Annotated in this window: 23 protein-coding genes and 1 rRNA gene; 13 read left to right on the forward strand and 11 right to left on the reverse strand. The window is 67.3% G+C overall.

Going from position 1 to position 19547, the window contains the following annotated elements; genetic code table 11:
- Positions 1–350: ribosomal RNA gene (locus ACTIF2_RS22005) — 16S ribosomal RNA — on the reverse strand; the annotation flags it as partial.
- 237 nt (positions 351–587) lie between these two features.
- Complete coding sequence (locus ACTIF2_RS22010; protein ID WP_439499261.1) at positions 588–908, reverse strand: hypothetical protein; 321 nt, start codon at positions 906–908, stop codon at positions 588–590.
- Between the two features lie 51 nt (positions 909–959).
- Between ACTIF2_RS22010 and ACTIF2_RS22015 the strand changes: the two genes are divergently transcribed.
- The gene (locus ACTIF2_RS22015; RefSeq protein ID WP_439499262.1) at positions 960–2981 is read left to right on the forward strand and encodes a M23 family metallopeptidase; all 2022 of its coding nucleotides are present in this window, start codon (positions 960–962) and stop codon (positions 2979–2981) included.
- A 153-nt stretch (positions 2982–3134) separates the two neighbouring features.
- Positions 3135–4052, forward strand: coding sequence for an AEC family transporter (locus tag ACTIF2_RS22020; RefSeq protein ID WP_439499263.1), 918 nt, complete (start codon positions 3135–3137; stop codon positions 4050–4052).
- 92 nt (positions 4053–4144) lie between these two features.
- On the opposite strand, the gene gluQRS is transcribed toward ACTIF2_RS22020, so the two are convergent.
- Positions 4145–5041: a tRNA glutamyl-Q(34) synthetase GluQRS gene (gene gluQRS, locus ACTIF2_RS22025; RefSeq protein WP_439499264.1), complete on the reverse strand. Its 897-nt coding sequence runs from the start codon at positions 5039–5041 to the stop codon at positions 4145–4147.
- 90 nt (positions 5042–5131) lie between these two features.
- On the opposite strand from gluQRS, the gene ACTIF2_RS22030 reads away from it, so the two are divergent.
- Positions 5132–5773: a DNA-3-methyladenine glycosylase family protein gene (locus ACTIF2_RS22030; RefSeq protein WP_439499265.1), complete on the forward strand. Its 642-nt coding sequence runs from the start codon at positions 5132–5134 to the stop codon at positions 5771–5773.
- A 163-nt stretch (positions 5774–5936) separates the two neighbouring features.
- On the opposite strand, the gene ACTIF2_RS22035 is transcribed toward ACTIF2_RS22030, so the two are convergent.
- Positions 5937–6722, reverse strand: coding sequence for an HpcH/HpaI aldolase family protein (locus ACTIF2_RS22035; RefSeq protein WP_439499266.1), 786 nt, complete (start codon positions 6720–6722; stop codon positions 5937–5939).
- A gap of 132 nt (positions 6723–6854) precedes the next feature.
- Positions 6855–7178 (reverse strand): DUF1476 domain-containing protein, encoded by a 324-nt coding sequence (locus ACTIF2_RS22040; protein ID WP_439499267.1) that lies wholly within the window; start codon positions 7176–7178, stop codon positions 6855–6857.
- Between the two features lie 308 nt (positions 7179–7486).
- On the opposite strand from ACTIF2_RS22040, the gene purC reads away from it, so the two are divergent.
- The 5 genes from purC (at position 7487) to purQ (ending at position 10499) form a co-directional block, all read left to right on the forward strand.
- Positions 7487–8284 (forward strand): phosphoribosylaminoimidazolesuccinocarboxamide synthase, encoded by a 798-nt coding sequence (purC, locus tag ACTIF2_RS22045; RefSeq protein WP_439499268.1) that lies wholly within the window; start codon positions 7487–7489, stop codon positions 8282–8284.
- A gap of 41 nt (positions 8285–8325) precedes the next feature.
- Entirely contained in the window at positions 8326–8889 is a 564-nt protein-coding gene (locus ACTIF2_RS22050; protein ID WP_439499269.1) for a hypothetical protein, read from the forward strand.
- Between the two features lie 85 nt (positions 8890–8974).
- The gene (gene purS, locus ACTIF2_RS22055; RefSeq protein WP_439499270.1) at positions 8975–9211 is read left to right on the forward strand and encodes a phosphoribosylformylglycinamidine synthase subunit PurS; all 237 of its coding nucleotides are present in this window, start codon (positions 8975–8977) and stop codon (positions 9209–9211) included.
- Between the two features lie 30 nt (positions 9212–9241).
- The gene (locus ACTIF2_RS22060) at positions 9242–9799 is read left to right on the forward strand and encodes a hypothetical protein (protein ID WP_439499271.1); all 558 of its coding nucleotides are present in this window, start codon (positions 9242–9244) and stop codon (positions 9797–9799) included.
- A 4-nt stretch (positions 9800–9803) separates the two neighbouring features.
- Entirely contained in the window at positions 9804–10499 is a 696-nt protein-coding gene (gene purQ, locus ACTIF2_RS22065; protein WP_439499272.1) for a phosphoribosylformylglycinamidine synthase subunit PurQ, read from the forward strand.
- Positions 10500–10612: 113 nt separating this feature from the next.
- Here the strand turns inward: purQ and ACTIF2_RS22070 are convergent, their stop codons facing one another.
- The 4 genes from ACTIF2_RS22070 to ACTIF2_RS22085 all read right to left on the reverse strand — a co-directional run bounded on the left by ACTIF2_RS22070 (position 10613) and on the right by ACTIF2_RS22085 (position 12478).
- A complete protein-coding gene (locus ACTIF2_RS22070; protein WP_439499273.1) occupies positions 10613–11209 on the reverse strand; it encodes a DsbE family thiol:disulfide interchange protein in 597 nt (198 codons plus the stop codon).
- Positions 11206–11373 (reverse strand): heme exporter protein CcmD, encoded by a 168-nt coding sequence (gene ccmD / locus ACTIF2_RS22075; protein ID WP_439499274.1) that lies wholly within the window; start codon positions 11371–11373, stop codon positions 11206–11208. The genes ACTIF2_RS22070 and ccmD overlap by 4 nt, the downstream gene beginning before the upstream one ends.
- On the reverse strand, positions 11370–12089 hold the full coding sequence (locus ACTIF2_RS22080; RefSeq protein ID WP_439499275.1) for a heme ABC transporter permease: 720 nt from the start codon (positions 12087–12089) through the stop codon (positions 11370–11372). The genes ccmD and ACTIF2_RS22080 overlap by 4 nt, the downstream gene beginning before the upstream one ends.
- Before the next feature lie 155 nt (positions 12090–12244).
- Entirely contained in the window at positions 12245–12478 is a 234-nt protein-coding gene (locus tag ACTIF2_RS22085) for a hypothetical protein (protein WP_439499276.1), read from the reverse strand.
- Positions 12479–12717: 239 nt separating this feature from the next.
- On the opposite strand from ACTIF2_RS22085, the gene ACTIF2_RS22090 reads away from it, so the two are divergent.
- Positions 12718–12945: a hypothetical protein gene (locus ACTIF2_RS22090; protein ID WP_439499277.1), complete on the forward strand. Its 228-nt coding sequence runs from the start codon at positions 12718–12720 to the stop codon at positions 12943–12945.
- 9 nt (positions 12946–12954) lie between these two features.
- Here the strand turns inward: ACTIF2_RS22090 and ccmB are convergent, their stop codons facing one another.
- Together ccmB and ccmA are read right to left on the reverse strand one after the other, a co-directional pair.
- Positions 12955–13623 carry a heme exporter protein CcmB gene (ccmB, locus tag ACTIF2_RS22095; protein WP_439499278.1) on the reverse strand — a complete coding sequence of 223 codons (669 nt, stop codon included), beginning with the start codon at positions 13621–13623 and terminating at the stop codon, positions 12955–12957.
- Positions 13620–14240 carry a heme ABC exporter ATP-binding protein CcmA gene (gene ccmA, locus ACTIF2_RS22100; RefSeq protein WP_439499279.1) on the reverse strand — a complete coding sequence of 207 codons (621 nt, stop codon included), beginning with the start codon at positions 14238–14240 and terminating at the stop codon, positions 13620–13622. The genes ccmB and ccmA overlap by 4 nt, the downstream gene beginning before the upstream one ends.
- A gap of 231 nt (positions 14241–14471) precedes the next feature.
- On the opposite strand from ccmA, the gene acnA reads away from it, so the two are divergent.
- The 4 genes from acnA (at position 14472) to ACTIF2_RS22120 (ending at position 19547) form a co-directional block, all read left to right on the forward strand.
- A complete protein-coding gene (gene acnA, locus ACTIF2_RS22105) occupies positions 14472–17183 on the forward strand; it encodes an aconitate hydratase AcnA (RefSeq protein WP_439499280.1) in 2712 nt (903 codons plus the stop codon).
- A 352-nt stretch (positions 17184–17535) separates the two neighbouring features.
- Positions 17536–17817, forward strand: coding sequence for an acyl carrier protein (locus ACTIF2_RS22110; RefSeq protein ID WP_114831854.1), 282 nt, complete (start codon positions 17536–17538; stop codon positions 17815–17817).
- A gap of 134 nt (positions 17818–17951) precedes the next feature.
- Positions 17952–18413 (forward strand): 3-hydroxyacyl-ACP dehydratase FabZ family protein, encoded by a 462-nt coding sequence (locus ACTIF2_RS22115; protein ID WP_439499281.1) that lies wholly within the window; start codon positions 17952–17954, stop codon positions 18411–18413.
- 3 nt (positions 18414–18416) lie between these two features.
- Complete coding sequence (locus tag ACTIF2_RS22120; RefSeq protein ID WP_439499282.1) at positions 18417–19547, forward strand: beta-ketoacyl-ACP synthase; 1131 nt, start codon at positions 18417–18419, stop codon at positions 19545–19547.

Below are 19547 nucleotides of genomic sequence, written 5' to 3' on the forward strand. Positions count from 1 at the left end.
TTCGCCCATTGTCCAATATTCCCCACTGCTGCCTCCCGTAGGAGTTTGGGCCGTGTCTCAGTCCCAATGTGGCTGATCATCCTCTCAGACCAGCTACTGATCGTCGCCTTGGTGAGCCATTACCTCACCAACTAGCTAATCAGACGCGGGCCGATCTATCGGCGATGAATCTTTCCCCCGAAGGGCTTATCCGGTATTAGTCCAAGTTTCCCTGAATTATTCCGAACCGAAAGGTACGTTCCCACGTGTTACTCACCCGTCTGCCACTAGCACCGAAGTGCCCGTTCGACTTGCATGTGTTAAGCCTGCCGCCAGCGTTCGCTCTGAGCCAGGATCAAACTCTCAGATTTGAGTGAGTTTGTTCCGGCATCGCTGCGTATTGACGGAGCCATTACTTGATTACCTAAGCAACCAAGCGATGAGCTCTTGTAACGCAGCACACCGAAGTCTCGTTTGACTTGCCCGAAGGCAAGTCCGCAAGAACTCCGCCGTCCACGTTTCTCTTTCTGTCTTCAGTTTTCAAACAGCGTGGCGTCACAGAAGACAGGCGTTTGGGCCGAGGTTGTCGGCTACAAGGCCTAGCGTTTCTAGTGAAGCGCAGTGAGTGGCGCCGCCAGCGGCGTCGCCGTCTCGATGGGCGGTTTATAGGGGACGGCCGCTTCGGGTGTCAACACGGATTTTGAAGTTTTTTCGACAAAGCGCATTTTTCTTAGGCGGCTTCGCCGTTTTCGGCAGCAGCGACTTTGTAAATCGCGCGCGCGCGCGAGGAACGCCTGCAAACAGCCGCAATCAGCGGTCACTGGCTCACTCCCGCACGCGGCGACCGCACCGTCCGGATTGATTCCGGGCAGCGACGCGGGCATGGTCGATCCGACGCGCGAGCGTGAGGATCGCGTCATCTTCAGCACGCGGCTCCCGCCGGAGTCCGGATCGGAAGCAAGGCTCTCAGACCCCAGACGATGAACGCCCACCCCGAGCTCAGCACGCCAGCAGAACCGCTGTCGCCGGAAGCCGCGGCCCTCCTGGTCGATCTCGGCATCGAGCCGGCGATCCGGCCGGACGGCGCGCCGCACCAGGCGCTCGACCGGCGTGGCGTCTCGCTGCGCTGGCTTGCCGCCTGCGCGCTGGTCGGCTCTTGCGGCGCGGCCCTGCTCGGCGGCGCGATCCTGGTTGCGGTGCAGGGCGATGCCGGCCTGCCCGAGCAGCCGGAAGCGGTCACCGTGCGGGCTGCCTCCGCGGCCGGTGCCGGCGGCGGGGCGCGCAAGGCCGACAAGCTCGTCGCCGACCAGCCGGTGATGTCGGCGCGGCACAGCGCGCGCGCGCCGATGTCCCAGCGCGTCGGCGAGCGCGAGGTGATCCGGGTCCGCCCCTTCGTGCGCCTGGCCTCGAACCTCTCGCTGACGACCGGCGTCTATGCCACCAACATCCCACCCTTCAATCCGCTTCGGCTCTTCGCCGAGGGCGGCCAGCCGGCCGAGCGCTATGCCGAGCCGGCCGGCGACATGCCGGATGCCGACGTCACTATCGTCAAGCGCGATCTCGCCGAGGTCGTGGTCAAGCCGGGCAAGCCCCGGCTCGGCGATGCCGAGGTGGTCGCGCAGATCGAGGAGGAGCGCGCCAATCTCGCCGCGGCGGGCCGGCAGAGGCCACTGCCGATACCGCCGCAGCTGATGCTCAGCCGCACGCTCGGCAATGGCAACGCCGCGAGGGGCAACGACCTTCTCGCCTATGCCCCGGCGACCGATACGCGCTTTTCCGGCATCGAGGTGCGCGTCGTGCCGGAGAATGTCACCAACGCCCTCAAGACACCAATCGCGGCATCGCGCGAGCCGCTCGTCGAGGACAAGCTGCTGATCACCCGGCGCGGCGAGAATTTCGAGCAGGTGCTGCGCGCCGCCGGCGCCCCGCCCGAGCAGATCAGGGCGATGATCCAGGCCTTCGGCGGCAAGATCCGCGTCTCGGCGCTGCCGGAAGGCCAGGTCCTGCAGGCGCTGTTCGCGCCGGGCCCGCGCCCCGGCGACCCGCGCCAGATCATGCGCGTGTCATTGCTGACCAATGGCCAGCCGGAGGCGACCATCGCCGCCAATGACAAGGGCGTCTTCGTGCCGGTCACGCTGCCCAAGCAGGAGATCGCCGGCCCGCAGCGCCGGGGCAATGACGAGGAGGAGGACGAGGAGGAGGGCACGGGCGGCGCGCGGCTCTACGAGAGCCTCTACGAGACGGGCTTGCGACATGAGTTGCCGCGCCCGCTGATCGACGAGCTCGTCCGCATCTTCTCCTATGACCTCGACTTCCAGCAGCGCGTGCGCGGCGGCGACAATCTCGAGGTCATCTTCACCGAGGACGACGAAGGCGAGCGCGGCGAGATCCTCTCGGCTGCCCTGACCATCGGCGGCGAGACGCGGCGCGTCTTCCGCTACCAGGCGCCGGAAGACGGGCTGATCGACTATTTCGACGAGGATGGCCGCTCGCTGAAGAAGTTCCTGCTGCGCAAGCCGATCACCGATGCCGAGATGCGCTCGGGCTTCGGCATGCGCTACCACCCGGTCATGCGCTATTCGAAGATGCATACCGGCGTCGACTGGGCCAACCGCATCGGCACGCCGATCCTGGCCGCCGGCAACGGCACCGTGATCAAAGCCGACTGGGCCTCCGGCTACGGCCGGCGCATCGAGATCCAGCACGCCAACGGCTATGTCACCACCTATTCGCACCAGTCCGGCTTCGCCAAGGGCATCGCGGCGGGCGTCAAGGTGCGGCAGGGTCAGGTCATCGGCTATCTCGGCAATACCGGCCTCTCGACCGGGCCACATCTGCACTACGAGGTCATGGTCAACGGCAACTTCGTCAACCCGATGAAGATCCGCGTCCCGCGCGGCCGCGAGCTCGAGGGCCGCACGCTGGCCGAGTTCAAGCGCCAGCGCGACGAGGTCCAGGGCCTGATCGTCCGCGCCGGCGGCACGCTCGCCCAGGCACGCTGATCGGGCAGGCTGACCAGCCTCCGCTGATCGCAAATGTGGCAGGCCCGACCGCTCTTTGAGAGGCCGCTTCCTTGACTTTGCCGCCGTGAGGGAGGATCGCGACGGGACGCCGATCCCCGTGATCTTCACCGACGACCTTCCCCGATCCTCGCGATGCTCTCCTCCCTCCTCGTCGTCCTGCCCGTCTTCGGCCTGATCGCGCTCGGCTATCTCGCGCGCTGGGTCCGGCTCGTGCGCGAGACCACCGGCGAGGGCCTCTCCGATTTCGTCTTCGTGCTCGCCGTGCCCTGCCTGCTCTTCAAGACGCTGGCCAGGGCCGACATCCCGTCGAGCCAGCCCTGGGGCTACTGGATCTCCTATTTCGCCGGCCTCGCCATCGTCTGGGCCCTGGCGACCCTCGTCGCGCATCGGGTCTTCAGCCGGAAGGGTCCCGAGCTGGTGGTCTCCGGCTTCGCCGCGGCGCAATCGAACACCGTCTTCGTCGGCGTGCCGATGATCCTGAAGGCCTATGGCGACGCCGGCGCCGTGCCGCTCGGCCTGCTCTTGGCCGTCCATCTGCCGGTGACCATGACGATCGCGACCCTTCTCGCCGAAGGCCGCTCGGCGTCCGTGACCATGCTGGTCCGGCGCCTGTTCACCCATCCGATCATCATCGGCATCCTGCTCGGCTCGGCCGCGCGCCCGATCATCGACCTGATTCCGGCCCCGCTCTGGACCATCGTCGACCTGCTCGCCGGCGCGGCCGTGCCTTGCGCCCTGATCAGCCTCGGTATCGCGATGCGGCGCTATGGTCTCGCGTCCGGGCTCGGCCTGCCGGTCGTGCTGAGCGGCCTCAAGCTCGGCCTGCATCCGCTGATCGTCTATGTGCTGGCGACGCAGGTCTTCGCGATGCCGGCACATTGGTCGGGCGTCGCGGTGCTCTTCGCGGCCTGTCCCTGCGGGATCAACGCCTATCTCTTCGCCGAGCGCTACCGGCAGGGCGTCGCCGACGCCTCCAGCGCCATCGCGCTCTCGACCATGGTCTCGCTCTTCACCACCGCCGCCTGGCTGACCTGGCTCGGCGTCGGGTGACGCGACCCGTCATTGCGAGCGAAGCGAAGCAATCCAGAGGGCTGCGCGAGCCCTTCTGGATTGCTTCGTCGCTACGCTCCTCGCAATGACGGCTATGGGAAACCGAGCCGCTCCCGTATCTCCGCCGCCGTCACCCCGCGCACCCTGAGATCCGCCAGGCTTTCCGACATCCGGCTCTTCGCCAGTTTCTGGCCGGTCTCGTCCTGCAGCAGCCGGTGGAAATGGTAGCGCGGGCTTGCCAATCCGAGCAGGCGCTGCAGCACGGCGTGGATGTCGGTCGCGGCCTCGAGATCGCGCCCGCGCACGACATGTGTGACGCCCTGGAGCGCGTCGTCGACAACGACGGACAAATGGTAGCTGGTCGGCACGTCCTTGCGCGCCAGCACGACATCGCCCCAGCGCTCCGGCTCCGCCCTGACCATGCACTCGGTGCCCGCCTCGTCGAAGCGTTGATAGACGGCCTCTCCGCCGATCTCCGACAGGGCGCGATCCATGGCGAGACGCAGGACATGCGGCTCGCCAGCGGCGATGCGCGCCTGCGCCTCGGCCTCGGAGAGCTTGCGGCAAGTGCCGGGATAGAGCGGCGACCCGTCCGGATCACGCGGCCAGGCCCCGCCGGTTTCGGCCTCCTTCGCCCCGACCGCCCGCCCGATCTGCTGGCGCGAGCAGAAGCAGGGATAGACCAGCCCCCGCCCCCGCAAGAGGTCCAGCGCCGCGCGGTAATCGTCGAAATGCTCCGATTGCCGGCGGACGGCATCGTCGAAGCGCAGCCCGAGCCAGGCCAGGTCTTCATGGATCGCCTGCTCGAATTCCGGCCGGCAGCGCGTCACGTCGATATCCTCGATGCGCAGCAGCAGGCGCCCACCGAGCCGCGCTGCGATCCGCTCGTTCGTCAGGGCCGAGAAGGCATGCCCGAGATGCAGCCGCCCGTTCGGACTGGGCGCGAAACGAAGCACCAGTTTATCGCGATCGGAGGAGGACGTCGCCATCGCCCCTGTCTATGGTCTCGCCCGTGCCCGGCCAAGTCCCGCCGCAACCCTGCTGACGGATCTGGCCGCGCCTGCGATCAAGATGGACGCATGAACAGAATCACCTGCGACGCCGATCTCGAGGAGGGCATGGCCGCGCTGCGCCCGCTCCATCCCGGCTGGACCGCCATCATCGAGCGGACCGGCTTGCCCCCGCTGCGGCGGCGCGAGGGCGGCTTCCGCGGGCTCGTCGCGATCATCGTCTCGCAGCAGGTCTCGGTCGCCAGTGCCCGCGCCATCCTCGCCCGGGTCGAGACGGTGCTGGCGCCGCTGACGCCGGAGCGCGTGCTGGCGGCAAGCGACGAGGAGATGCGCCTGTCGGGACTCTCGCGCCCGAAGCAGCGCAGCCTGCGCGCCGTCGCCGGGGCGATCGCTGCGGGCAGCCTCGATTTCTCCCTGCTCGAGGACGCCTCGCCCGAGCGCATCCACGAGCACATGACGGCGGTGCCCGGCATCGGCCCCTGGACGGCGGATGTCTACCTGATGTTCTGCCTCGGCCATCGCGACGGCTTCGCCGCCGGCGACCTCGCCCTGCAGGAGGCCGCCCGCGTCGGCTTCGGGCTCGCCGCCCGGCCGAGCACGCGCGAGCTGGCCGCCCTCGCCGAGGCCTGGCGCCCCTGGCGCGGCGTCGCCGCACGGCTGCTCTGGGCCTATTACGCCGCGCTGAAGAACCGCGAAGGGATCAATGCCTGAGGGCGGCCACACCCCCGTCATCCCGGCCAAGCCGCGTCAGCGGCGCCGAGCCGGGGTCCATGCCGGAACGTATTGCTCAAAAGGCCAGGCATGGATCCCGGGTCTCCCTTCGGTTGCCCGGGATGACATGAGAAAGCCGGAATCCACTTTTCGAGCCGATGCTCTAGGTGCGGATCACTTTCAGCGCGCTTTGGGCCGCGACGCGCAGGAAAACCGCGTCACCCATCACGGCGACGAATTTCGCCCCCATTTCGACGAAGGCTTTCGCCCGCTCGGCCGATTGCGCGTAGATCGCCACCGGCTTCTTCGCGGCCGAGGCCCGCGCCACGATATGGCGGATCGCCTCGTCGACCTCCTTCGACAGCGCGTCGACCTGCTTGCCGCCCGAGAGCGCGATCGAGAGGTCGGAAGGCCCGACGAAGACCGCATCGATGCCGTCCAGCGCCAGGATGTCGTCGAGGATCGCCATCGCCTCTCGCGTCTCGATCATCGCGAAGGAGAGCGAGAAGCGGTTGGCCTCCTTGAGATAGGCGTTCTGGTCGAGCCCCGAGGCGGCGAGCCCGCCATAGCTGCCCCAGCTGCGCTCGCCGAGCGGTGGGTACTTGGAGTAGGCCGCGAAGGTCCGCGCGTCGTCCATGGTGTTGATCATCGGCGCGATCACACCCGAGACGCCGGCATCGAACAGCTTCGAGACGTTCTGGAACTCCCCGACGGGGATGCGCGCCATGGCCGGCTTGCCGGCGGCGTTGATCAGCGGAATCGCGCGAATGACCTCGTTCAGCGTGATCGGCCCGTGCTGCATGTCGAGCGTGACCGCGTCGAAGCCCTCATGCGCCAGGATGCCCGCGACGCTGGGATCGGCGATGCCGCACCAGGCGGAAAGGATCGTGTCGCCCTTCGCGAGGCGGTCGGCGAGCGAGGAGAGGACGGTCGGTCTAGCGGAAGCCATGGGCGCGTTCATCCGGTTGCCCGCTCTTGGATCGCGGCGGGTGGAGCAAGGTGGACCGGAGCCTCGCACAAAAGCAAACGGGCGCTCATGCGCCCGTCTCAACCACGTCCTGCGTCTGGCGAACCGGCGCTGCTAGCGCCCCGCCTGGATTTCCTCGGCCGCCGTGATCAGCAGCTCGGTCATCACCCGGCGGATCTCCTCGTGGGCCACCGCGACGCTGCCAGTCGCGAAATCGGACCTGACCTTGCGCAGCACGTCCTCGTCGCCGGCTTCCTCGAAATCGGCGAGCACCACCGACTTGGCATAGGCGTCGGCCTCAGCGCCGCTCTTGCCGAGCTTCTCCGCGGCCCACAATCCAAGCAGCTTGTTGCGCCTTGCCGTGGCCTTGAAACGCAGCTCCTCGTCGAGGGCGAACTTGTTCTCGAAAGCGTCCTTGCGCTGATCGAAGGTGCTCATGCGATCTCGGTCCTCTCACGCTGCTCCGGGCGACGTCATCCAAGCCATATAGGATGGCGCAGCGCTCAGGGCCAGCGCCGATTGCGGCCGCCCGGCGCCGCGCCGGCCGGTTTGTTGCGTTTGCAGTGCAGAAGCGCCATATAGCGGTCGCGAAGGCGGCCGGAACGGCCTCCGACGCATTGAGCCGGACCATTCAGCAGTCTAGGCTGGTCCGCTCTGCCGCGGATCAACGCAAGCTGCGAAGGGCGGGCTGAACAGGGGCCACGATCCCGCCGCGGGGCGACCTGCGACCAGAGAAAGGCCGACCTTTGGATTTCCTCAAGCCACGGTACATCCCAATGAATCGCCGCCGTCGCATCTACGAAGGCAAGGCGAAGGTCCTCTATGAAGGACCAGAGCCCGGTACGCTGATCCAGCATTTCAAGGACGACGCGACCGCCTTCAACGCCAAGAAACACGAGGTGATCGACGGCAAGGGCGTCCTGAACAACAGGATCTCCGAGCACATCTTCTCGAACCTCAACGATATCGGTGTGCCGACGCATTTCATCCGCCGGCTGAACATGCGCGAGCAGCTGATCCGCGAGGTCGAGATCATTCCGCTCGAGGTCGTGGTGCGCAACGTCGCCGCCGGCTCGCTCTCGACCAAGCTCGGGCTCGAGGAAGGCACGCAGCTGCCGCGCTCGATCATCGAGTTCTACTACAAGAACGACGCGCTGAACGACCCGATGGTCTCCGAGGAGCACATCACCGCCTTTGGCTGGGCCACGCCGCAGGAGATCGACGACATCATGGCGCTCGCCATTCGCGTCAATGATTTCCTCTCCGGCCTCTTCCTCGGCGCCGGCATCCGCCTCGTCGACTTCAAGATGGAATGCGGACGGCTCTGGGAAGGCGAGATGATGCGCATCGTCGTCGCCGACGAGATCAGCCCGGATTCCTGCCGGCTCTGGGACATCAAGTCGAAGGACAAGATGGACAAGGACCGCTTCCGCCGCGACATGGGCGGGCTGATCGAGGCCTATACCGAGGTGGCGCGCCGCCTCGGCATCATGGGCGAGAACGAGAAGGCGACCGCCGCCGCCGGGCCGCGCCTGGTGCAGTGAGCGCCGCCGCCTCTCCGCTATCGACAGGCAAACGGGAGCGCATGCGCTCCCGTTTGCTTTTGGTCGCGCTGGCCGGCGCGCTCTGCCTGCTCGGCGCCTGCACCAGCCATTTCGGCCCCGGCCTCGCCAAGCTCGCCGCCGATCGCGGCTGGCGGCCGCTGCCGATCGGCTCCTGGGTCGTCAATGACGGGCTGGAGCCGCGCAGCATCGTCTATTGCCCGGGCGAGCCCTGCCTGCGCCCGGCCATGGCTGCGCTGATCGTCGCCGAGGGCGGCAAGGCTGACGAGCTCGAGCGCGCGCTCGCAGCCGATCCCGCCCGCCTCGCCCGCGAATTCGCCAAGCCGGCGGCCAAGCCCGACAAGACCAAGAAAGCGGCGAAGCCAGCGAAGCCCGGCGTGAAGAGCAGGACGAACGTCACCCGCTTCAGCGAGGCCGGCACCAGCGGCCTGCTCGTCACGATTCGCGGCGAGGGTGAGACCGGCCGCCTTGCCGCGACCGCGATCCTCTATGGCCGCGACGCCGGCAAGCTCGTCCTCGCCATCGCCGTCAGCAACGATACCGACGCCGCCCGCGACTATGCCAGCGCCGCCTGGCACAGCCGCTGATTCGTCCCGCAACCCACACAATCGGTTGAGCCCGAGCCGATTCGCCGCTAAGGCACCCCGCAGCAGCCCCCTTCCGGAGAGCCCAATGAAAGCCCGCGTCACCGTCACCCTCAAGACCGGCGTGCTCGACCCGCAGGGCAAGGCGATCGAAGGCGCGCTGAAATCGCTCGGCGTCGACGGCGTAGGCTCGGTCCGACAGGGCAAGGTCTTCGACATCGAGCTCGCGGCCGGCGACAAGGCGGCAGCCGAGACCGCGCTCAAGGACGCCTGCGAGAAGCTGCTCGCCAATACGGTGATCGAGAATTATCGCATCGAGATTTGAGGCCCGTATTTGCCTTTGGGGGAGGCCAGCGTGCATTGCTTGAAAAATTTGGTGCTGCTTGTTGGCCTGACGGCTCTGGCCGGAGGTTGCCAGACAGCGGCAAACCGATTGCCTGCAACTGTCGAAGCGAAGCTCGAAGCGGCGGGCTATGAGCGCAGTGCGGAGACACCCTCGGCGCCTGCGGGCCAAAACTTCGTCGTGAACGGGCTTTACGTTTGCAAGAAGGAGCGCTGCGGTCATGCCTCGACCGCCCTTCGCGCGACTGCGATCGCATCGCCCGGAATCGGGGGAATCACGGCGGAGGAAGCTATTCGACGCCGCCAGTACAAGGACGCGACATTGCAGGACATCATGGAGGCTTCCATGAAAACCCAACACGGCGCCGGGCGCGTGACCAGATTCGCCCAGTTTTCAAGGGGAGGTCTGGTGGGCTTGGACGTCGAGGCCACAGGGCGCGCCAAAGACGGGACGCCAGTCTACGCCGCGGGACGCACCTTGGTGAAAGACAACACCGCGACTTTGGACGCCGTCGTTTCCACGAATCGCAGCGTTGCCGCCCGCGGTCTTTCGCTATTGTCAGGACACTGATCTCATGAAAGCCGCCGTCGTCACCTTCCCCGGCTCCAATCGCGACGGCGATGTCGCGACCGCATTGCGCCAGGCCGGCGCCTCGGTCAGCCATGTCTGGCACGCCGATACCGAGCTCCCTACCGGCACCGACCTCGTCGTGCTGCCCGGCGGCTTTTCCTATGGCGACTATCTGCGCTGTGGCGCCATTGCCGGCCGCGCCCATATCATGGATGCGACGCGGGCCCATGCGGCGCGCGGCGGCTACGTGCTCGGCATCTGCAACGGCTTCCAGATCGCCTGCGAGGCCGGGCTGCTGCCGGGCGTTCTGGCCCGCAACGCCAATCTGAAATTCGTCTGCCGCCGCCAGCACCTCACCGTCGAGCGCGCCGACACCGCCTTCACCAATGCCTATGCCAAGGGCCAGGTCATCGATGTCTGCATCGCCCATGGCGAGGGCAACTACATCGCCGATCCCGAGACGCTGGCGCGGCTCGAGGGCGAGGGGCTGGTCGCCTTCCGCTATGCCGATGTCGACGGCCGGGTCACGCCCGAGGCCGATCCCAACGGCTCGCTGAACGGCATCGCCGGGATCTATTCGCCCGGGCTCAATGTGCTCGGCCTGATGCCGCATCCCGAGAACCTGATCGATTCGCTGACCGGCGGCACCGACGGGCGCGGCATGTTCGAGAGCCTGATGGGCGGCAAGAAGGCGGCGTGAGCCCTCCCGTCATTCTCGGGCGAAGCGCAGCGCAGACCCGAGAATCTCTCGCAAGATAAGGCGCCAGCTCGTCCAGAGATGCTCGGGTCAAGCCCGAGCATGACGCGACTGCGTCACTTCGCCAGCGCCGCCGCCCTCGCCAGGAGCCGCTGCGCGCTGGCCGCGTCGAGCGGCCCGACATGCTTTTCGACGATCTTTCCGTCCGGCCCGATCAGGAAGGTCTCGGGCACCCCGTAGACGCCCCATTCGATCGCGGCCCGGCCGGGCCGGTCGACGCCGACGGCGGAGTAGGGATTGCCGAGAGCGCCGAGGAAGCGGCGCGCATTCTCAGCCTCGTCCTTGTAGTTCATCCCGACGACCGCGACCTTGCCCTGCTTGACGGCCGGCGATTCCGCCATCGCGACGAGATAGGGATGCTCGACGCGGCAGGGCGCGCACCAGCTCGCGAAGACGTTGACCAGCGTCGCCTTGCCCTTGGCGAGATCGGCGACGGAGAAGCTCGGCACCGGCCGCCCGTCCTGCTGCAGGCCTTCGAGCGCCGTCAGCGCGACTGCCGGCGCCGGCTTGCCGATCAGCGCCGAGGGAACCTTGCTGGCATCGCCGGAGAACAACCCGGCCAGGAAGACCAGCGCAAGCCCGGCGAACAGGATCAGCGGCACGAGGAAGACCAGCGGCGAGCGCCGGCGCGGCAGGCTTTCGGCGTCGCTCATGGCGCACCTCGCCGGCGGCCGGCGCCGCGCCGTTCGAGCGCGTCCAGTTCCTGCCTCTGGGCGCGATGGTCGCGCCAGGTCGCGAGGATCAGCCCGCCGAGGATGACGACGACTGCGGCATAGGCCGCGACGATGAAGCCGGTATGCGGCCCAAGCCCGCTCATGCCGGCACCTCGGCCGCCAGCCGGTCGAGCCGCTCGGCCTCGAAAATGGTCAGGGTCCGGACGCGGCGGCGCATGATCTCGGCGCGCATCGCGACGAGATGCAGGCAAAGCGCCAGCAAGGTGAAGCCGAGCGCCAGGATCAGCAGCGGCCAGAGCATGGCCGGGTGGATCGTCGGCCCCCCGGCGCGGAAGACCGAGGCCGGCTGGTGCAGCGTGTTCCACCAGTCGACCGAGAACTTGATGATCGGCACGTTGACGAAGCCGACCAGCGTCAGGATCGCCACAGCGCGCCCGGCGCGCGACGGATCGTCGAGCGTGCGCCAGAGCGCGATGATGCCGAGATAGATCAGGAAGAGCACGAGCACCGAGGTCAGCCGCGCGTCCCAGACCCAATAGGTCCCCCACATCGGCTTGCCCCAGAGCGCGCCGGTGATCAGGCAGATCAGCGCGAAGCAGGCGCCGATCGGCGCGGCCGCCTTTTGCGCGACATCGGCCAGCGGATGCCGCCAGACCAGGGTGCCGAGCGCCGAGATTGCCATCATCGTGTAGAACATCAGCGCCAGCCAGGCGGCCGGCACATGCACGAACATGATCCGGATCGTCTCGCCCTGCTGGTAATCGGCGGGGGCGACGAAGAAGGCGAGATAGAGCCCGACGACGAGCAGCAGCACGGCCGCGCCCAGACCCCAGGGCAGCAGCGCCGCGGACAGGCGCATGAAGCGCGTCGGATTCGCTAGATCTATCAGGCTGGCCATGTCACCGCGTCAGATCGGGCTGCCGGCTCGTCCGAAGCCTCGAGACGCCTGATCTAGCAATGCGGCCGGCTGCCGGCAATCTGCTGGCCCCGCCTGCGACAACGCCGCACCGTCGCTCAGCTCTTGTCGGGCGGATGCGGCGCGTCCTCATCGAGGAGGCCGAAGCTTTCGGACTTCGCGCCTTCGGCCGCCAGCGTGAAGCCCTCCGCCGCCAGCCCCCGCCGCAACAGCTCGCGGACGGCCGCCGCGCGGCTCGGCATCCGCTTCTCGAATCGCCAGTTTTCCAGCGCCCGCAACTCCTCGGCGTTCAGCATGATCTGAAGGCGCTCGCCCCGTTCCAGTTCAGCCATCGTGATGCTCGCCGCGTCGGTCGAATGAGTAAAGAACTATGTATGACAACTCCGCCTGGAAGCAACCTTTGGCTCATGATTTTCATCCAGCGGATTCGCAGGCGAATGGGCTCAACACATATCGGCCTAACTTGCTAACCTATTGTAAAATAAAATAAATTTCTTGACCCCCCGAAGAGGCGCTCCTATCGTGCCGAAGCCGCTCGGCCAGTGGGCTGGCTCCCCGGAGGAGCATCGCCATGTTGATCACGCTTTCGGACGAGATGAGGCACGACATCGAATTGATGGTCCGCGTAAAAGCGCATGAGTTGCGGATTATCGATGTCGCGGGAATCGCCGAACAGGTTCGGCTGCGCTTCGTTGACCAGAATGTCGCGCTCGAGGACATCGCGACCGTCGTCGCGAAGGTCGCGGTTCAATCCGGCTGCGCGCTGGAGCTCGGCGAAGGCGCGCTGACGATCAACTGACGGATCGTCTCAGTCGGCCTGCCGCAACGCCGCCGCCGCCGCGATCGTCCCGACCACGATCGCCGCGAGTGAAAGCGCGCACAGGATCAGGAAGGGCGTCAGAAAGGGAACGGTGCCGCCAAGCGCGCTGTTCGCAGCCGAGACCCCGAAGATCAGCACCGGCACCGTCAGCGGCGCGACCAGGATCGGCAGGATCAGCCCGCCACGTTTCAAACTCGCCGTCAGGGCCGCGCCAGCCGCGCCGATGAAGCTCAGCGCCGGCGTGCCGGCGAGCAATGTCCCGGCGATCGGCAGCATCGCCTCGGCTGGCAGGGCCACGAGCAGGCCGAGCAGGGGCGCGCAGATCGCCAATGGCAGCCCGGTCGTCAGCCAATGCGCCAGCCCCTTGGCCAGCACGGCAAGCTCGAGCGGCAGCGCCGAGGCGCGGATCAGGTCGAGCGAGCCGTCCTCCTCGTCGCCCTGGAACAGCCGGTCGAGCCCGATCAGCGTCGCCAGCAGCGCCCCCAGCCAGAGGATCGCCGGCCCGATCCGCGACAGCAGGTTGAGGTCGGGCCCGAGCGCGAAGGGCACCAGCACGACCAGCGTCAGGAAGAACACCAGCGCGAGCTCGCCGCCACCCCCGGCGCGGGCCGCCAACGCCAGGTCGCGCTTCAGGATCGCGAGGAAGGCGCGTCTCACGGCCCGATCCTCAGTTCGCGCGCGCCGTCGAGCCCGAGCGGCCCATGCGTCGCGGCCAGGATCGCCCCGCCCAGCGCGAGATGGCCGCGCATCAGCCCGATCAGCATCACCTGCGCGGCCGTGTCGAGCGCCGAAGCCGGCTCGTCGAGCAGCCAGAGCGGCCGCCGCGAGACCAGGAGCCGCGCCAGCGCGACGCGTCGCCGCTGCCCGGCCGAGAGATAGCCGACGGGCAGGGCCGCGACATGCGGCAGGCCGATTGCGGCCAGCGCCTCGTCCGGCGAAGAGCCGGGCTCGCCGAGCAGCGCCTGCGCGAAATCGAGGTTCTCCCGCGCCGTCAGCGCCGTCTTGAGGCCGTCGCGATGGCCGACGAGATGGATCAGCTCGGGCAAGGGCGTCTCGTCCGCGCCCGCGATCCGCAGGCTCCCGGCCTCCGGACGCAAGCGCCCGCTGATCATCGCGATCAGGCTCGACTTGCCGGCGCCGTTGCGGCCGGTGAGCGCGATCGCCTCCCCGCTCGCCAGCGCGAAGGAGAGCCCGTCGAAGATCAGCCGGCCGCCGCGACGGCAGGCGAGGTTCTCGGCACTCAGGGCAAGCTTCGGGAATGGGATCTGCGACAAGGCCAGGGCGTCTTTCCGAGCGTCAGAACCCTCGACGCACGCGTTTCGTTCATGTAGCGGGCTTCTTGGAATTGATCTATAGAACCCATGGCTACGCCGCACGCCGATCCGGCGCGGGGCTCGGGCACTCCCGAGGCGGCGCGCGCGTCATGCGCATTAGGCCTTCGATCCGTTCGGCCGGCAAGGCCAGGCGGACCGTGACCGCAACCCCTTGATCAGGATTTCAGCCAGATGGCTTCGCTCGACTCCTTCAAGTGCCGCAAGACGCTCACCGTCGGCACCAAGAAATACGTCTATTACTCCCTCAAGAGCGCCGAGAAGAACGGCCTGCCCGGCATCTCGAAGCTGCCCTTCTCGATGAAGGTGCTGCTCGAGAACCTGCTGCGCTTCGAGGATGGCCGCTCCGTCACCAAGACCGATATCCAGTCCTTCGTCGCCTGGCTGAAGGACAAGGGCAAGGCCGGCAAGGAGATCGGCTTCCGTCCGGCCCGCGTGCTGATGCAGGATTTCACCGGCGTTCCGGCCGTGGTCGACCTCGCCGCGATGCGCGACGGCGTCAAGGCGCTCGGCGGCGATCCCAAGAAGATCAACCCGCTGGTTCCCGTCGATCTCGTCATCGACCACTCGGTGATCGTCGACGAGTTCGGCACGCCCAAGGCGCTGAAGCAGAACGTCGATCTCGAGTACCAGCGCAATGGCGAGCGCTACCGCTTCCTGAAATGGGGCCAGGGCGCCTTCGACAATTTCCGCGTCGTCCCGCCCGGCACCGGCATCTGCCACCAGGTCAATCTCGAATACCTCGCCCAGACCGTCTGGACCAAGAAGGAGAAGGTGAAGAAGGGCAAGAAGACGGAGACCGTCGAGGTCGCCTATCCCGACACCGTGGTCGGCACCGATTCGCACACCACCATGGTCAACGGCCTCTCCGTGCTCGGCTGGGGCGTCGGCGGCATCGAGGCCGAGGCCGCCATGCTCGGCCAGCCGCAATCGATGCTACTGCCCGAGGTGATCGGCTTCAAGCTCACCGGCAAGCTGCGCGAGGGCATCACCGCGACCGACCTCGTGCTGACCGTCACCCAGATGCTGCGCAAGAAGGGCGTCGTCGGCAAGTTCGTCGAGTTCTTCGGCCCCGGCCTCTACGCGTTGACGCTGGCCGACCGCGCCACCATCGCCAATATGGGCCCGGAATACGGCGCGACCTGCGGCTTCTTCCCGGTCGATGCCGAGACGCTCGACTACCTGACCACGACCGGCCGCAAGACCGCCCGTGTCGCGCTGGTCGAGAAATACACCAAGGCGCAGGGCCTCTTCGCCACGCGTTCGACACCCGATCCGGTCTTCACCGATACCCTCGAGCTCGACCTCACCACTGTCCAGTCCTCGATGGCCGGCCCCAAGCGGCCCGAAGGCCGCGCCGATCTCGGTGCGATCAAGGCCGGCTTCGCCGCCGCCATGGACACCGAATACAAGAAGGCCGCCGAGCTCTCCCGCCGGGTCAAGGTCGAGGGCCAGAACTTCGATCTCGGCCATGGCGACGTCGTCATCGCCGCCATCACCTCCTGCACCAACACCTCCAACCCCTCGGTGCTGATGGGCGCGGGCCTGCTCGCCCGCAACGCGGTGGCGAAGGGCCTGAAGGTCCATCCCTGGGTCAAGACCTCGCTGGCGCCGGGTTCGCAGGTCGTTGCCGAATATCTCGCCAAGTCCGGCCTGCAGAAGGACCTCGACAAGCTCGGCTTCAACCTGGTCGGCTTCGGCTGCACCACCTGCATCGGCAATTCCGGCCCGTTGCCGGCGCCGATCTCGAAGGCGATCAACGACCAGGGCCTGATCGCGGCCGCCGTGATCTCCGGCAACCGCAATTTCGAGGGCCGCGTCTCGCCGGACGTGCAGGCGAACTATCTCGCCTCGCCGCCGCTGGTCGTCGCCTATGCGCTGGCCGGCACCGTCCAGAAGGACCTGACGACCGAGCCGCTCGGCATGGACAAGGCCGGCAAGCCGGTCTTCCTCAAGGACATCTGGCCGAGCAACAAGGAAATCCAGGCCTTCATCGCCAAGAACGTCACCAAGGCGATCTTCAAGGCGAAATATGCCGACGTCTTCAAGGGCGACGCCAACTGGCAGAAGGTCAAGACCCCGGCGAGCCAGACCTATGCCTGGGACGACAAGTCGACCTATGTGCAGAACCCGCCCTATTTCCAGGGCATGGGCAAGCAGCCAGCGCCGGTCACCGATGTCGTCGGCGCGCGCATCCTCGGCCTGTTCGGCGACAAGATCACCACCGACCACATCTCCCCGGCCGGCTCGATCAAGGCCGCCTCGCCGGCGGGCGCCTATCTCACCGAGCATGGCGTCGCCGTCGCCGACTTCAACCAGTACGGCACGCGGCGCGGCAATCACGAGGTGATGATGCGCGGCACCTTCGCCAATATCCGCATCCGCAACCACATGATGGGGCCGAACGGGCGCGAGGGCGGCTACACCATCCATTATCCGAGCAAGGAAGAGCTGCCGATCTACGACGCGGCGATGCGCTACCAGCATGAGAAGGTGCCGCTCGTCGTCTTCGCCGGCGTCGAATACGGCAACGGCTCCTCGCGTGACTGGGCCGCGAAGGGCACCAACCTGCTCGGCGTCAAGGCCGTGATCGCCCAGAGCTTCGAGCGCATCCACCGCTCGAACCTGGTCGGCATGGGTGTCGTGCCCTTCACGCTGCCGGAAGGCACGAGCTGGGCTTCGCTCGACCTCAAGGGCGACGAGACCGTCACCATCAAGGGCCTCGCCACGGTGAAGCCGCGCCAGACGCTTCAAGCCGAGATCACCTCGGCCGACGGCAAGGTGAAGACAGTGCCGGTGCTCTGCCGCATCGATACGCTGGACGAGCTCGACTACTTCAAGAACGCCGGCATCCTGCACTACGTGCTGCGCGGCATCGCGGCGTAACTCTTCCTTCTCCCCACCCATCTCGGGCTTGCCCGAGATGGGACGACGTAAGCTGATGTCGGAAACATCCGACATCAGTGGGGAGAAGGTGGCTCCGCGAAGCGGAGACGGATGAGGGAAGCGCCGGGTCATCTCGGCGCACCCCTCACCCGGTCTACTCGTCCCTCATCCGTCTCGGCTTCGCCGAGCCACCTTCCCCCGCAAGGGGGGAAGGAAACACCCCGTAGTTGTCCTATTCGGCACTGAGGTGTAATGGGGCGTCACAGCCATCCTTGGCGGGGGGCTTGGGGCAGGCGCGCGCCAGCGCGCCCGGATGTCCGCCGCCACCATCCATGACGACGGGAGCACCCGCATGTCCGCCACGTTCGAGACGGTCGCCGGCATTATTTCGGAGACCTGCGATATTCCGCGCGAGAAGATCACGCCCCAGAGCCACGCCATCGACGATCTCGGCATCGACTCGCTCGCCTTCCTCGACATCGCCTTCGCGATCGACAAGGCCTTCGGCATCAAGCTGCCGCTCGAGCAGTGGACGCAGGAGGTCAACGAGGGCAAGGCGCCGGCCGAGCAGTATTTCGTGCTCGAGAACCTGTGCCAGCGCATCGACGACCTCGTCGCCGCCAAGAAGGCCTGATCCAGCTCCGGGATCCGGGTCGCAAGCCCGGCCTTGAGCCGGACATCCTCTCCCGATAGAGCATGACGCTGTCGTGCCGGTCGTGAACCCGGCCGGTTCCTCGCATATATTGCTCGCCAGCCGATCAGGATCGCATGCGCCTCGAATATTTCGACATGATCGACACGGTCGCGACCTTCGATCCGTCGGAGAAGCGCATCGTCACGCGTTCGACCGTGCCGAATGCGAGCCCGGTCTTCGAGGGCCATTTCCCCGGCCACCCGCTGGTGCCGGGCGTGCTCCTTACCGAAACCATGGCGCAGGCCTCGGGCTATCTGCTGCTGGCCCTCAACGGGCTGACGCAGATGCCCTTCCTGATGATGGTCGACAAGGCGCGCTTCCGCACCTTCGTCGAGCCCGACGCCGTGCTCGAGGTCAGCGCCGAGCTCGTCCATGAAGGCTCCGGCTATGCCGCGACCAAGGCCAGGATCGCGATCGCCGGCAAGCCGATCTGCGATGCCGAACTGCGCTTCCGGCTGATGCCCTTCCCCGCCGATATGCGCCAACTGATGGAAACCAGGATCGCGGCGATCGGCCTCGAGCCGGTGCGGAACTGAGCCATGAAGCGTGACGTCGTCATCACCGGCATCGGCCTCGCCTCCAGCCTCGGCGAGGGCGCAGAGGCGCACGCGGCGGCGCTCGCTTCGGGCGCGGCGCCGGTCGTCGACACGCAGGGTTTCGCGCCCTATCCGGTCCATCCCCTGAAGCCGCTCGAACTCGATCGCCAGATTCCGAAGAAGTCCGACCAGCGCCAGATGGAGCCCTGGCAGCGGCTCGGCGTCTATACCGCCGGCCTCGCCCTCGATTCCGCCGGCCTCAAGGAGGATGCGCAGACCAAGAGCGAGCTCCAGGTCATCGTCGCCGCTGGCGGCGGCGAGCGCGACCATGCCGTCGACAGCGCCATCCTGACCGGCCTGCGCGGCATGAACGAGCCCGGCACCTTTCTGAACGAGCGGCTGATGGGCGACCTGCGCCCGACCCTCTTCCTGGCGCAGCTCTCCAATCTTCTCGCCGGCAATATCTCGATCGTTCACGGCATCACCGGCGCCTCGCGCACCTTCATGGGCGAGGAGCAGGCCGGCGTCGACGCGATCCGCACCGCCCATGCCCGCATCGCCAGCGGCCAGGCCGAGATCATGCTGGCCGGCGGCGCCTATAATGCCGAGCGGCGCGACATGCTGCTGCTCTTCGAGCTCGGCGGCTTCCTGCGCAGGGGCGATTTCGCACCGGTCTTCGCCCGCGACGGCAATCCGGGCCTGATCACCGGCAGCGCCGCCGCCTTCCTCGTGCTCGAATCGGCCGAACGCGCCGCCGCGCGCGGGGCCAGAATCTTTGCGCGGCTCGACGCCGTCGCCGCGGGGCGCTCGAAGCGCCGCGAGGCGGGCGCGGTCGAAGCCTCGCTGCGCGGCCTCATCACTGAGCTGGGAGCGATTGCGCCCGGCGTGCTGTCGGTCTCCGCCGCCACCGGCGTCGCCGGGATCACCGCCGAGGAGGCCGCCGTCCTCGCCGGACTTCCGCAGGCGAGGCGGATTGCGACCGGCGACCTGCTTGGCCACCCCGTCGAGGCCGCCTTTCCCGTCTCGGTCGCGCTCGCAGCCGCCGCACTCGCGGCCGGCCAGGCGAATGAGGCGATCGTGACCGGGGTCGGCCATTGGCGCGGCGAGGGCGCGGCGCGCCTGGTGAAAGCGTGA

The sequence above is a fragment of the Allobosea sp. genome (assembly GCF_051860145.1).
In the GTDB taxonomy this organism is placed as follows: domain Bacteria; phylum Pseudomonadota; class Alphaproteobacteria; order Rhizobiales; family Beijerinckiaceae; genus Allobosea.

Coding starts and splice junctions, on each gene's coding strand:
- ACTIF2_RS22015 (WP_439499262.1), top strand. CDS start 960: ATGAACGCCCACCCCGAGCTCAGCACGCCAGCAGAACCGCTGTCGCCG.
- ACTIF2_RS22020 (WP_439499263.1), top strand. CDS start 3,135: ATGCTCTCCTCCCTCCTCGTCGTCCTGCCCGTCTTCGGCCTGATCGCG.
- gluQRS (WP_439499264.1), bottom strand. CDS start 5,041: ATGGCGACGTCCTCCTCCGATCGCGATAAACTGGTGCTTCGTTTCGCG.
- ACTIF2_RS22030 (WP_439499265.1), top strand. CDS start 5,132: ATGAACAGAATCACCTGCGACGCCGATCTCGAGGAGGGCATGGCCGCG.
- ACTIF2_RS22035 (WP_439499266.1), bottom strand. CDS start 6,722: ATGGCTTCCGCTAGACCGACCGTCCTCTCCTCGCTCGCCGACCGCCTC.
- ACTIF2_RS22040 (WP_439499267.1), bottom strand. CDS start 7,178: ATGAGCACCTTCGATCAGCGCAAGGACGCTTTCGAGAACAAGTTCGCC.
- ACTIF2_RS22050 (WP_439499269.1), top strand. CDS start 8,326: ATGCGCTCCCGTTTGCTTTTGGTCGCGCTGGCCGGCGCGCTCTGCCTG.
- purS (WP_439499270.1), top strand. CDS start 8,975: ATGAAAGCCCGCGTCACCGTCACCCTCAAGACCGGCGTGCTCGACCCG.
- purQ (WP_439499272.1), top strand. CDS start 9,804: ATGAAAGCCGCCGTCGTCACCTTCCCCGGCTCCAATCGCGACGGCGAT.
- ACTIF2_RS22070 (WP_439499273.1), bottom strand. CDS start 11,209: ATGAGCGACGCCGAAAGCCTGCCGCGCCGGCGCTCGCCGCTGGTCTTC.
- ccmD (WP_439499274.1), bottom strand. CDS start 11,373: ATGAGCGGGCTTGGGCCGCATACCGGCTTCATCGTCGCGGCCTATGCC.
- ACTIF2_RS22080 (WP_439499275.1), bottom strand. CDS start 12,089: ATGCGCCTGTCCGCGGCGCTGCTGCCCTGGGGTCTGGGCGCGGCCGTG.
- ACTIF2_RS22085 (WP_439499276.1), bottom strand. CDS start 12,478: ATGGCTGAACTGGAACGGGGCGAGCGCCTTCAGATCATGCTGAACGCC.
- ACTIF2_RS22090 (WP_439499277.1), top strand. CDS start 12,718: ATGTTGATCACGCTTTCGGACGAGATGAGGCACGACATCGAATTGATG.
- acnA (WP_439499280.1), top strand. CDS start 14,472: ATGGCTTCGCTCGACTCCTTCAAGTGCCGCAAGACGCTCACCGTCGGC.
- ACTIF2_RS22110 (WP_114831854.1), top strand. CDS start 17,536: ATGTCCGCCACGTTCGAGACGGTCGCCGGCATTATTTCGGAGACCTGC.
- ACTIF2_RS22115 (WP_439499281.1), top strand. CDS start 17,952: ATGCGCCTCGAATATTTCGACATGATCGACACGGTCGCGACCTTCGAT.
- ACTIF2_RS22120 (WP_439499282.1), top strand. CDS start 18,417: ATGAAGCGTGACGTCGTCATCACCGGCATCGGCCTCGCCTCCAGCCTC.